The 12,711-nt window shown below is 65.8% G+C and carries 9 protein-coding genes; 2 read left to right on the top strand and 7 right to left on the bottom strand.

Annotation, left to right across the window (positions count from 1 at the left end):
• Positions 1-9: 9 nt before the first annotated feature.
• The 3 genes from FJV43_RS25945 to FJV43_RS25935 all read right to left on the bottom strand — a co-directional run bounded on the left by FJV43_RS25945 (position 10) and on the right by FJV43_RS25935 (position 4,667).
• Positions 10-894, bottom strand: coding sequence for a 4-(cytidine 5'-diphospho)-2-C-methyl-D-erythritol kinase (locus tag FJV43_RS25945; protein ID WP_239621897.1), 885 nt, complete (start codon positions 892-894; stop codon positions 10-12).
• A 25-nt stretch (positions 895-919) separates the two neighbouring features.
• Complete coding sequence (locus FJV43_RS25940; RefSeq protein WP_239621896.1) at positions 920-2,716, bottom strand: tetratricopeptide repeat protein; 1,797 nt, start codon at positions 2,714-2,716, stop codon at positions 920-922.
• A gap of 289 nt (positions 2,717-3,005) precedes the next feature.
• On the bottom strand, positions 3,006-4,667 hold the full coding sequence (locus FJV43_RS25935) for an electron transfer flavoprotein-ubiquinone oxidoreductase (protein ID WP_239621895.1): 1,662 nt from the start codon (positions 4,665-4,667) through the stop codon (positions 3,006-3,008).
• 135 nt (positions 4,668-4,802) lie between these two features.
• Between FJV43_RS25935 and FJV43_RS25930 the strand changes: the two genes are divergently transcribed.
• On the top strand, positions 4,803-5,606 hold the full coding sequence (locus tag FJV43_RS25930; RefSeq protein ID WP_239621894.1) for a uracil-DNA glycosylase: 804 nt from the start codon (positions 4,803-4,805) through the stop codon (positions 5,604-5,606).
• Positions 5,607-5,749: 143 nt separating this feature from the next.
• Here the strand turns inward: FJV43_RS25930 and FJV43_RS25925 are convergent, their stop codons facing one another.
• From FJV43_RS25925 to FJV43_RS25910, 4 genes are all read right to left on the bottom strand, one after another.
• A complete protein-coding gene (locus FJV43_RS25925) occupies positions 5,750-7,258 on the bottom strand; it encodes a glycosyltransferase family 39 protein (protein WP_239621893.1) in 1,509 nt (502 codons plus the stop codon).
• 251 nt (positions 7,259-7,509) lie between these two features.
• Positions 7,510-8,373 carry a ribonuclease HII gene (locus FJV43_RS25920; protein WP_239621892.1) on the bottom strand — a complete coding sequence of 288 codons (864 nt, stop codon included), beginning with the start codon at positions 8,371-8,373 and terminating at the stop codon, positions 7,510-7,512.
• A gap of 58 nt (positions 8,374-8,431) precedes the next feature.
• Entirely contained in the window at positions 8,432-8,899 is a 468-nt protein-coding gene (locus tag FJV43_RS25915) for a VOC family protein (protein WP_239621891.1), read from the bottom strand.
• Between the two features lie 23 nt (positions 8,900-8,922).
• The gene (locus tag FJV43_RS25910; RefSeq protein ID WP_239621890.1) at positions 8,923-10,086 is read right to left on the bottom strand and encodes a PA0069 family radical SAM protein; all 1,164 of its coding nucleotides are present in this window, start codon (positions 10,084-10,086) and stop codon (positions 8,923-8,925) included.
• Positions 10,087-10,294: 208 nt separating this feature from the next.
• On the opposite strand from FJV43_RS25910, the gene FJV43_RS25905 reads away from it, so the two are divergent.
• The gene (locus FJV43_RS25905; RefSeq protein ID WP_239621889.1) at positions 10,295-12,709 is read left to right on the top strand and encodes a phosphoketolase family protein; all 2,415 of its coding nucleotides are present in this window, start codon (positions 10,295-10,297) and stop codon (positions 12,707-12,709) included.
• Positions 12,710-12,711: the final 2 nt, after the last annotated feature.

Genomic DNA, 12,711 nt, shown 5'->3' with positions numbered 1-12,711 from the left:
CTGCCGTACCTAGCTCAATGTCCCCGCATGCACCCACCAGCCGTGGTGGTCGCGCCGGATCTTCTCGGCGGCGGCATGGGCTTCGGCCCGCGCGCCGTAGATCGCAAAGCATGTCGCGCCGGAGCCGGACATGCGGGCGAGCTTGACGCCGGCGGAGGTGCGCAAGGCTTCCAGCACCTCGCCGATGACAGGCTCGATGCGCAGCGCAGGCGCTTCAAGGTCGTTGGCGACGGTTTCCAGAACCTCGACCCAATCGGAAATAGAGGCGCCCTCCCCGGGCCAGGCCGGAGCGCGGATGACGTCGGTGACGCCGACCAGAAGCTCGCCGTTGCGCAGCCCCAGTGCCTGGAACACGTCCTTGGTCGCGACCGGCACGCGCGGATTGACCATGACGCAGGGCATGCTCGGCAGCGCGAGCGGCAACAGCTGCTCGCCGACGCCGGTCATGTCGCAGGCGCGCGAAATGAGGCACACCGGCACGTCGGCGCCGGTCGCGAGTGCGACCTTCTGAACGCGGGGATCATCGAGCGACAAATCGTTGAGACGCGCCAGGAGCCGCAGCGCCGCCGCGGCATCGGCCGAACCGCCGCCGATGCCCGCCGCAACGGGAAGCACCTTGTCGAGCGCGAACGCGCCCAGCTTCAGGCCGGGCACCGCCTCGGCCAGAAGCTTGGCGGCCTTGAGCACGAGATTGTCGGACGTCTCGCCGCAGGCGTCCGCCAGCGGCCCGGTGGTGGTGAGCTTCAGCTCGCTGCCCGGCTCCAGCGTCAGCCGGTCGGCGCAATCGGCGAATGCCACCACGCTTTCGAGATCATGATAGCCGTCGGCACGACGGCCGACGACGCGAAGGCTCAAATTGACCTTCGCCCGCCCCTCTTCAATCAACGCCGACATCGGCGACACGCCCCCAAACAAAACCTCAGCCGCCGTTGCCGTCGTCCTTCTTCTTCTCGGCCTGAGCCGCGGAAGAGTTCGAATTGTCGTCGGCGAGACCGTTGGCGATCTTGGCCTCGATCTTCGGAAGTTCTTCCGGCTCGGGCTTGAGATCGCGGGCATGCGACCACTGGAATTTTGCCTCCAGCGTGCGGCCGACGCGCCAATAGGCGTCGCCGAGATGGTCGTTGATGGTGGGATCCTCGGGCTTGAGATCGATCGCGCGCTCGAGGTTCTTCACCGCCTCTTCGTAGTTGCCGATACGGTAATAGGCCCAGCCGAGGGAATCGACGATGTAGCCGTCGTCGGGACGCTGCTCGACGGCACGCTTGATCATCTTCATGCCTTCGTCGAGATTCACGCCCTGGTCGATCCAGGAATAGCCGAGATAGTTGAGGACGTGCGGCTGGTCGGGCTGAAGCTCCAGCGCCTTCTTCATGTCGGCCTCGGCCTTGGCCCACTGCTTGGAGCGCTCCTCGCAGATGCCACGATAATAGTACCAGACGCTGTTGGCCTTGTCGTTGCCGGGCTGCAGCACGTCGATTCCTTGCGAATAGGTCGCGCCGCAATCCCCGAACCGCTTGCGACCGCGCTCGATATTGCCGAGCGCCATGATGGCTTCGAGGTCCTTGGGGTCCTCTGACGTGACGCCCTTGAGGATCTTGATCGCCTCGTCGGTGCGGTCGGCGGTGTCGAGATCAATGGCGAGCTGTATCTGCGCATTGCGCTTGAGCGGCGAGGTCGCGGGCACGCGCTCATAGACCTTGATCGCCATCTTCGGCCGCTTCACCGATTCATAGAGATCGGCGAGCGACAGCAGCGCCAGCGGATGGGTCGGCTGGAGGTAGAGCGAGAGCTGGAGATAGACCAGCGCCAGATCCTCGCCGCCGCGGCGGGTCAGCGTGGCGCCGATGCCGTAGAGCGCTTCAGCGGCGCCGGCCTGCGCGGAATCGACGAGTGGCGGCATCTTCTTGCCGGCCTTGGTCTCGCGCAGGCCCTCCTGGATCAGCGGATGACGGGCGAGCTTCTTGTCGAAGGCCTGGTACACGGTGGTCGCGGCGGCGGAATCCTTGTTGCGCGAGAGCCAGCGCGCATAGGCCTCGGTCACGCGCAGCATGGAATCGTCGAGCTTGTAGGCGCGCTCGAAGCGGGTGCCGGCGTCCTTCTCCCTGCCGGAGAGCTCCAGGATCATGCCGGCGTGAAGATCCTTGAACAGCGGATACCATTCCGGGCCGGCCAGCTTGTCGATGGTGGCGACGCCACCCTTGGCATCGCCGGCACCATAAGCGGCCCAGCCCGACAGCAGCGTGGCGACGAGATCGGTGATCGGGCCGCGGATCGACTGGTTGATGTTGGTCTGCGCGGCCGCATACTTCTTCAGCTTGAGATCATGCACGCCGACGACGAGACGCGCGACGCGGTTGGTCTTGTCGATGGTGAGGATCCGCTCGGCGAGCTTGACCGCCTCCTCGAGGTCGCCGTCGGCGACCGACGAGATGAAGGCACGGTCGAGCAGCTCGTTGTTCTTGGGATCGGTCCGGAGCGCCGAACGGTAGAATGCGGCGGCGGAGGCCGCGTCACGCTCGACGCTGGCGTGGCGGGCGGCGAGATAGCTGCCGGCACCGGTCAGCGATTTCAGATCGTTTCGGGTCGGAAACTGCGCCGCCGTGTTCTCCGGGTGGTCCGGCGTCTGCGCCAGGACCGCACCGGGGGCCGCCACGATCGCGGTGCCCATGAGGGCGATGGCGGCAGCAGTCCGGCGGATGAAACGATTTGAAAACATCAGGGGCTCGCCTTGAGTTGGTAGTGCCTGGGTTTGCAACAGGGGGCCGTATCGCATGCGAACGCGGCCGGTGGCATAGGGACCCGGAACCGTCGGGCCGACAATGCCGCTTTTGGCGCTTCGCCGCAAGGATTCGGGCCGGACGTTCTCCCCGCCGCATGCCCCAAATCGGCCAGGCGAATCCGCCAAGAGCGCCCCAAGACGCCGCTACTGTGGCCTTATCGTGACCGCGGCGCGTGGCCGCAGCCGGGTCCTCACGCGAACGTGCGCCAGATCACCAGACCTGCCCTTACATCGCCTCGTAGTTCGGGCCGCCGCCGCCCTCGGGCGGAACCCAGGTGATGTTGCCATTGGGGTCCTTCACATCGCAGGTTTTGCAGTGGACGCAGTTTTGGGCGTTGATCTGGAAGCGCGGGCCTGAGCCCTCCTCGATCCATTCATAGACGCCGGCCGGGCAATAGCGGTTCGAAGGACCGGCGAAGACGTCATGTTCGGAGGTCTTCTGGAGGTTCATGTCCGTGACCTTCAGATGGACCGGCTGGTCCTCCTCATGATTGGTGTTGGACAGGAACACCGAGGACAGCTTGTCGAAGGAGATCTTGCCGTCCGGCTTCGGGTAGTTCTTCGGGGTGTGGCTCTTCGCCGGTTCGAGCGTGGCGCGGTCGGGCTTGGCATGAGACTGCGTGCCGAACAGCGAGGCGCCGAACAGCGTGTTGCACCACATGTCGAAGCCGCCCAGCGCGACGCCAAGCACGGTGCCGAACTTCGACCACAGCGGCTTGACGTTGCGGACCAGGAACAAATCCTTGCCGACGGACGACGTGCGCCAGGCATTCTCGTATTCGACGAGTTCGTCATTGGCGCGATCGGCGGCAATCGCGGCTGCGACGTGCTCGGCGGCGAGCATGCCGGTGCCCATCGCATTGTGCACGCCCTTGATGCGCGGCACGTTGACGAAGCCTGCCGCGCAGCCGATCAGCGCGCCGCCGGGGAAGCTGAGCTTCGGCACTGACTGGTAGCCGCCCTCGGTGATCGCGCGCGCGCCGTAAGCGAGCCGCTTGGCGCCCTCGAAGGTGCTGCGGACCGCGGGATGAGTCTTGAAGCGCTGGAATTCGTCGAACGGGGACAGGTAGGGATCGTCGTAGTTGAGATGGACGACGAAGCCGACGGCGACGAGATTGTCGTCATAATGATAGAGGAACGAGCCACCGCCGGTCTTCATGTCGAGCGGCCAGCCGAACGAATGCTGGATCAGGCCCTTCTGGTGCTTGGCGGGATCGATCTGCCAGACTTCCTTGAGGCCGATGCCGAACTTCGGCGGCTCGCTTTTGGCGTCCAGGGCGAATTTGCCGATGAGCTGCTTGGTCAGGCTGCCTCGGGCGCCTTCGGCGAAGAGGGTGTACTTACCGAGCAATTCCATGCCGCGGGTAAAAGAGTCCTTCGGCTTGCCGTCGCGGCCGATGCCCATGTCTCCGGTGGCGATGCCCTTGACCTTGCCGTCCTCGTCATAAAGCACTTCGGTCGCCGCAAAGCCCGGATAGATCTCGACGCCGAGCGCCTCGGCCTTGCGCGCCAGCCAGCGGCAGACATTGCCGAGCGAGCCGATGTAGCAGTGATGATTGTCCATCAGCGGCGGCATCAGAAAATTCGGCAGCTTGATCGCGCCGCCGGCCGTCATCCAGTAGAAGCGGTCGTCCTTGACCTGCGTCTTCAGCGGGCAGTCGGCATCCTCGCGCCAGTCCGGGACCAGCTTGTCGAGCCCGGCCGGGTCGATCACCGCGCCCGAGAGAATATGCGCGCCGACCTCGGAGCCCTTCTCCACCACGACCACGTTGAGATCGGCGTTGAGCTGCTTCAGCCGGATCGCAGCGGACAGACCGGAGGGGCCGGCGCCGACGATGACGACGTCGAATTCCATGGATTCGCGCGGGGGAAGTTCTTCGGTGCTCATCTGATCTCAGCCCTTGAGACGGTCCTCGGTCGTTTGCGCCCTCTTGTTTCCGATTTTTCCGGGTAGGACAACCATGGAAATGCGTTTCGTCGGGGTGCAAGGCCGTCCAAGGTGATATAAAAGTCAGACTTTCCCATGATCCCCGAACCCGCACCCACCGTCCGAGAGCTGCTCGCCTTCTATCTGGAGGCCGGTGTCGACTGCGCGCTTGCGGAGGAACCGATAGATCGCCTGGCGGAAATCGATCCTCCGCCGCCCAGCCCGCGCACGGCGCCGGTCGAGGCACCGCGGCCGGTCGCCGCGCCCGCGGTCATGCGCGGCGAGGCCGCGCCTGCACCGGACGCCGCCATCGCCTCGGCACGCGAGGCCGCGCGCACAGCGCCGACGCTGGAGGCACTGCGCGAGCTGATGCAGGGCTTCGAAGGCTGCGCGCTGAAGCACACCGCAACGCGGCTGGTGTTCGCCGACGGCAATCCACAGGCGCGCATCATGTTCGTCGGCGAAGCGCCGGGCCGCGACGAGGACATTGAGGGGCTGCCTTTCGTCGGACGCAGCGGCAAGCTGCTCGACCTCATGATCGGCGCGATCGGGCTCAACCGCACCACCGCCTACATCGCGAACGTCATTCCCTGGCGACCGCCCGGCAACCGCACGCCGACGCCGCAGGAAACGCAGATCTGCCTGCCCTTCATCCAGCGCCATATCGAGCTCGTGAACCCGGACGTGCTGGTGACGCTCGGCAATCCCTCGACGCAGACTCTGCTCGGAACGCGCGAAGGCATCATGCGCACCCGCGGCCGCTGGTTCGATTACGATACCGGCGGGCGCACCATCCGCGCGTTGCCGACGTTTCACCCGGCCTATCTCCTGCGCTCGCCATCCTACAAGCGATTGGCCTGGCAGGATCTGCGATCGATCGCAAAGGTGTTGGCGGGTTGATGCTCTCGTGTCCCGGACGCGGTGCGGCACGTAGTGACGCTCCGCAGAGCCGGGACCCAAAGAGCACCACGTACCGTGCGGCAAGATAGGCCCCGGCTCTGCAGCGCATCACTTCGTGCTGCGCTGCGTCCGGGGCACGACAGTCACGTCCCCTTCGGCCGCACGATGGCCCAGCCGATGCGGAGCAGCTGCTGGCGGCCGGTCACCAGCCATTCGAAGGCGCGCGGGACTTCCGGCACGATGCCGGGGAAGCGCTTGAGGATGTCCGGCGGCGGGGTGCCGGCGGTATCGGACGCGCGCCAGACCACGACGCCCCCGGTCTCGCTGAATTTTGCCTGATTCATCCACGGCGTGCGCGCAGGATCGGCATCGATGAACAGATGCGGCCGGCCGGAATGCAGCGCGATCAGGCTGGCGAGTTGCGTCTCGCCGGCGACGGCACGCAGGCGATGGTTGGTGCGACGGGCAAAGCTCTCGTCGAAGAAGTCCGAGATTGAGCGCGCCGGCATCGAGGTCGCAATTTCGTTGGCGCCGGTCCAGGGCAGGAACAGGACGGCGAGCACCACGCCGGCGGCGGGCGCGATGATGGCCGCAGCCCATACCATGCGCAGCATCCGCGTGCGGCGCATCGCGATGAGATCGCCGGCCGCAACGACCACGGCAAGCCCGGGCATGACCAGCACGACGCCGGCGCCGCCGACGACGGAGTCGAGCCCGAGCAGGCCGGAGATCAGCACCGCGCCGAGCGGCGGAGCCAGCGCGAAGAAATACACGAAGTTGCGCGCGAGCGGCTCGACCGACGGGCGGTAGATGATCGGCGGTTCCTCGCCCTTGCCGTCGAACAACCCGGTGTTGAGGAAGGTCAGCGCCGGGATCGCGGCAGCCCCCAGCACGAGTCCGCCGAACAGCCAGGCCGCATGCAGCGCGCGGGCGCTGAGCTCGGCGACTTGCGGCAAGGCCGGCATCGTCAACGTCTCGGCCCGCATCAGCCACACCGCATAGGGCAGCGCCAGCACGGCGACGACGATCAATGCAAAGAGCGGATCGAGCCCGCGCAGCGTCCGCCGGCCGCCGGCGGTCGAGACCGCGAAGACGACGATCAGCAGGAGGAAAAAGATCGCCGCCGGTGTCGTCAGCAGCAAGAGGCCCGCTTCGATCGACCAGGCGAACCAGGCGTTGCCGCGGCGCTGGCCGATGATCTGCCAGGAATGCAGCAGCAAGAGCGCCCAGAGCGGCCGCGCCAGCACCAGGGGGCCGAAGTCGAGCGCAGGCGAGGAGAAGGCCAGCACTGTCATCGTCAGCAGCACGGCGAGCACCGCCTGCTGCGAGCCGACCACGGCACGGGAGAGATGATAGAGCGCGATGAAGGTCGCGATCTCGCAGAGCTGGGCGAGGACATAGACGCCCAGCATGTGGCCGCCTGCGGCGCGATAGGCGATGTCGGCGAGCCAGATCGGCAGCGGCGGGCCGAGATCTGTGCCGACCTGGTATTCGCGTCCGAAAGCCAGCAGCGTCGCGAGGGTGCCGGGCGGGCTGCGGTAGAACACCAGCGCCACGAACAGCCACATCAAAGCCTGGAGCAGCACGGCAATCCACACGATCAGCCGCGGCCGGGCGCGAATGAGCTCGATGACCAGGGAGGTAAACCGCATGCAACGTCCGAATGATGCAGCCAGTCCAGCCGGCCCTATTCGCTCACGAATACTTTGATAAGGGGCACCGCGCGTCGTGGCAACTTCGGTCTGCTCCCTCTCCCCGTTCTTACGGACTGAGGCACAAGCACATCTGAGCACACCTGCGCTACCGATCGTCATGCCGGGGCTTGTCCCGCCTGCGCGGCCGAAGTTGCTCCGGCGCGGCGAAGGCCCGGGCATCCACGTTCTTCGGACGCTGTGGGGTCGATTTAGAGATTTGCCGAGACGTCGATCTCGACGGCCGCGTCCACTTGCACCTCGATCTCTGTCACCGCGAACAGATCCCGCACCGGCTCGACGGTCCACGGCATGTGCTTGGCGCGGGCGGCGGCGACGGGGGCGAAGAAGCTGCGGTGGTGGATGGACGGGCCCAGCCGGTCGAGCGCCTCGAGATGTTCGGGGACGGCGTAGCCCTTGTGCTGCTCGAAGCCGTAGCCGGGGCAGTCCTGCGCCAGCGCGCACATCAGCCGGTCGCGCGTCACCTTGGCGACGATGGATGCCGCAGCGATCGACAGCACGATACCGTCACCGCCGATCACGGCCTCGCAATCGCATTCGGTGTCGAGTCGGTCGCGGCCGTCGACGAAGACGTGCCTCGGCGTCTCGGGCAGTGCCACCACGGCGCGCTTCAGCGCCCACAGCGAGGCACGCAGGATGTTGTCGCGGTCGATCCGCGAGGGCGAGGCGACGGCGACCGAGACCTGCGCGGTGGCGCAGATCTTGTCGAACAGCTTCTCGCGCTCCTCGGCAGTCAGCCGCTTCGAATCATCGATGCCGCGCGGGATGCGATCGGGATCGAGGATCACAGCCGCCGCCACCACGGGACCGGCCAGCGGGCCGCGGCCGGCCTCGTCGCAGCCGGCAACCGGCCAGACGCCGCGCTTGATCAGCGCGCGCTCGCGGCGGAAGCTGGGGGGAGCAATGGCAATGATGCCTTTCTTGCCGGCAGGAACCTTCGAAGCCTTGACTGCAGATGTTTTGGCCGCAGGCGTCTTGGCCGACGCAGCCTTCTTCGCAGCCTGCTTTTGTGGCGCGTCTTTGGCTGGGTTCTTGGCGGACTTGTCCCGAATCATGGCCGGGATCGTGCGCAAGGGGCTTCGCCGGCGCAACCGGGAACCCAGGATATTCCCACTATTCAGGCCGTCCTAATCCGCCAGATGCCCGTCGGTCCTCGCCCACCTCGATACCGGGCGCGACCACGACCTCCCAAGGATGGCCGTCGGGGTCGGTGAAATAGCCGGAATAGCCGCCGTAGTCGGTCTCGTGCGCCGCCTTCAGCGAGCTGGCTCCCTTCCCGATGGCGAAGGCCAGCACCGCATCGACCTCCTCACGCGTCCGGCAGTTCCATGCGAGCGTCATGCCGCGAAAAGTCGACGGCCTCGGCGCATCCTGCAAGGTCGCATTTGCCGCGAGCTGATCCCACGGATACAGGGCGAGCACCGGACCGCCGGTATCGTAGAAGGCGACGGCCTCGCCGGTTGCCTTCAGCCGGCGCGAGAAGCCGAGTGCATCGTAAAAGGCGATGCTGGCGCGGATGTCGCTCACGCCAAGCGTGACGACGGTGAGCCTCGGCACCGGCGCCGCCAATTCCTGACTCATGCCATGCCTCTTCCACCTTCCCGTCAGAACAGGCTGAGCTGATCGCCGTTCCGCTTCGGCCGCGCAAAGTGATCCGTGGTCAGCTTGGAGCGCCGCTTGTTGAGGCCGAGCCTGTCGCAGGCGATCTCGAAGCGGCGGCCGATGGTCCAGGCCATCGGGCCGGTGCCCTTCATCCGCTCGCCCCATTTCGCATCGTAGTCGCGCCCGCCACGCATGTCGCGAATCAGGGTGAAGACGTGGCGATAGCGGTCCGGATAGTTCGCCATCAGCCATTCGCGGAAGAGATCGCGGACCTCCAACGGCAGCCGCAGCAGCACATAGGAGGCTTCCTTGACGCCGGCATGGGCGGCGGCATCGAGGATGCGCTCGATCTCGGAATCGTTCAGCGCGGGGATCACGGGCGCGACCATCACCGTGGTCGGAATGCCGGCCTCCGAGAGCCGCTTGAGCGCCTCCAGCCGCTTCGGCGGCGTCGCGGCGCGCGGCTCCATGGTGCGCGCGAGCTTCGGATCGAGCGAGGTGACCGAAATCGCGACCTTGGCGAGGTTGCGCTTGGCCATCCGTGCCAGAATGTCGATGTCGCGCACCACAAGCGCCGATTTGGTGACGATGCCGACCGGATGGCTGGCGCGTTCCAGCACCTCGAGGATTCCGCGCATGATCTTTCGCTCGCGCTCGATCGGCTGGTAGGGATCGGTGTTGGTGCCGATCGCGATCATCCTGGGTTCGTAGCCGGGGGCGGCGAGCTCCTTCTCGAGCAGCGCCGGCGCCTCGGGCTTCACGAACAGCTTCGACTCGAAATCCAGCCCCGGCGAGAGGCCGAGATAGGCATGCGTCGGTCGGGCGAAGCAGTAGACGCAGCCGTGCTCGCAGCCGCGATAGGGATTGATCGAGCGGTCGAAGCCGATGTCCGGGGAATCGTTGCGGGTGATCACCTTGCGCGAGGTGTCGACACCGATACTGGTCTTGAACGGCGGCAGCTCTTCCAGGCTCTGCCAGCCGTCATCGAAAGCGACGCGCGCCTCGGCCTCGTAGCGGCCGCTGGCATTGGATTGCGCGCCCCGCCCTCGCCTTCGCGCACGATCGATGGCGACGCCAAGCTCGGGGAAATCTGAAGGCGCACCCGCCGGCTCGGAGGGCGCCGTGACCGGCGGGTGCTTGAGAGCATGAGAGGATGCTGGACTCATGCGATCAAGATAGCACGCACACGGAACAAATCAAGAACACAAACAAAAAACGTGAAAACAACCCCATGCAAAGTAGCCGCCCAAATTTCGGGCGCGCGGCTTTGACCTCACGCAATACGCCCGTCACGGCGATCTCGTTTGATCCCGCACAGGGATCGATCGTGCCGGAACAAAGTTGGTGACATCGCTGGGTGAAAGCCGAAGGAACATGACAATTCAACAAAAAACGGCCGCCGCGACCGGCGACCTCGATCTGCTCGATCGCTATTGGCGCGCCGCCAACTACCTCTCGGTCGGGCAAATCTACCTGCTCGACAATCCGTTGCTGCGCGAGCCGTTGCGGCCCGAGCACATCAAGCCGCGTTTGCTCGGCCATTGGGGCACCACGCCCGGCCTGAACTTCATCTATGCCCATCTCAATCGCGTGATCCGCGCGCTGGACCTCAGCATCATCTATGTCTGCGGCCCCGGCCATGGCGGCCCCGGCATGGTCGCCAACACCTATCTCGAAGGCAGCTACAGCGAGATCTATCCTGACATCGCGCGCGATGCGGACGGATTGCGCAAGCTATTCAGGCAGTTCTCCTTCCCCGGAGGCATTCCGAGCCACGCGGCGCCGGAAACGCCGGGCTCGATCCACGAAGGCGGCGAGCTCGGCTACGCGCTGGTGCACGCCTATGGCGCGGCATTCGACAATCCTGATCTGATCGTCGCATGCGTGGTCGGCGACGGCGAGGCCGAGACCGGCCCTCTCGCCGCGTCCTGGCACTCGAACAAGTTCCTGAACCCGGCGCATGACGGCGCCGTGCTGCCGATCCTGCATCTCAACGGCTACAAGATCGCAAATCCCACCGTGCTCGGACGGATGGGAGATGCGGAGATCCGCGATCTCTTCCGTGGGTTCGGCCACGAGCCGCTGTTCGTCGCCGGCGAGGATCCCAGATTGATGCACCGTGCCATGGCGGATGCGCTCGATGTCGCACTCGCCAGCATCCGCTCGATCCAGCTGCACGCCCGCGACGGGCGGACGAGCGTCGAGCGGCCGCGCTGGCCGATGATCGTGCTGCGCAGCCCGAAGGGCTGGACCGGCCCGAAGGAAGTCGACGGCAAGAAGGTCGAGGGCTTTTGGCGCGCGCATCAAGTGCCGGTCGCCGGCTGCCGCGAAAACCCGGCGCACCTGAAAGTGCTCGAAGACTGGATGCGCAGCTACGAGCCGGAAAAACTGTTCGACGCGAACGGCGCGCTCGCTCCCGAGCTTCAGGCGCTCGCACCTGAAGGTGTCAGGCGCATGGGCGCCAATCCTCACGCCAATGGCGGACTCCTGAAGAAAGAGCTGAAGCTGCCCGACTTCCGCAGCTTCGCAGTCGAGGTGCCGCAGCCGGGCGGCACCATCGCCGAAGCGACGCGCGAGCTCGGCAAATTCCTGCGCGACGTCATCCGCCTCAATGCACAACAGCGCAATTTCCGCATCATGGGGCCCGACGAGACCGCGTCGAACCGGCTAGATGCCGTGTTCGAGGCCACCGAGCGCGTCTGGATGGAGCCGATCGAATCCTACGACGTGCACCTCGCCCAGGACGGCCGCGTGATGGAGGTGTTGAGCGAGCATCTCTGCCAGGGCTGGCTCGAGGGTTATCTGCTCACGGGACGGCACGGCTTCTTCTCCTGCTACGAGGCCTTCATCCACATCGTGGATTCCATGTTCAACCAGCATGCCAAATGGCTGAAGGTCACGCGCGACCTGCCGTGGCGGCGCCCGATCGCCTCGCTCAACTATCTCCTGACCTCGCATGTCTGGCGCCAGGACCATAACGGCTTCAGCCATCAGGATCCCGGATTCGTCGATCTCGTCGCCAACAAGAAGGCGGACATCGTCCGCATCTATTTCCCGCCGGATGCCAACACGCTGTTGTGGATCGCCGATCACTGCCTGCGCACCTACAACCGCATCAACGTCATCGTCGCCGGCAAGCAGCCGGCGCCGCAATGGCTCTCGATGCGGGACGCGGCGACGCATTGCGATGCCGGGATCGGCATCTGGACCTGGGCCGGAACGGAGGATGGAACGGGCGAGCCCGACGTGGTGATGGCCTGCGCCGGCGACGTGCCGACGCTGGAAACGCTCGCCGCCGTCGACCTCTTGCGCAAGGCGCTGCCCGACTTGAAGATCCGCGTCGTCAACGTCGTCGACCTCATGACGCTGCAACCCAGGGAGCAGCACCCGCACGGCCTCTCCAGCCGCGACTTCGACGGGCTGTTCACGTCGGACAAGCCCGTGATCTTCGCCTATCACGGCTATCCCTATCTCATTCATCGGCTGACCTATAACCGCACCAACCATGCCGGCATGCATGTGCGCGGCTTTGCCGAGGAAGGCACCACGACGACGCCGTTCGACATGGTCGTGCTCAACGGGCTCGACCGCTATCATCTCGCGATCGAGGCAATCGAACGCGTACCGGGTCTGGCGACCAAGGCCGCACATGTGAAGCAGCGGTTCCGCGACAAACTGATCGAACACTCCCGCTATATCCGCGAGCATGGCGAGGACATGCCTGAGATCCGCAACTGGGTCTGGCCGAACAGTGCCGGCGGCGACACGCCGGCCGAAGCCGGCGACTAGCC

It is taken from the genome of Bradyrhizobium sp. I71 (assembly GCF_022354745.1).
Classification (GTDB): Bacteria; Pseudomonadota; Alphaproteobacteria; order Rhizobiales; family Xanthobacteraceae; genus Bradyrhizobium; species Bradyrhizobium liaoningense.
Note: the sequence above shows the minus strand (reverse complement) of the source record. Positions and strands in the feature narration are given on the sequence as shown.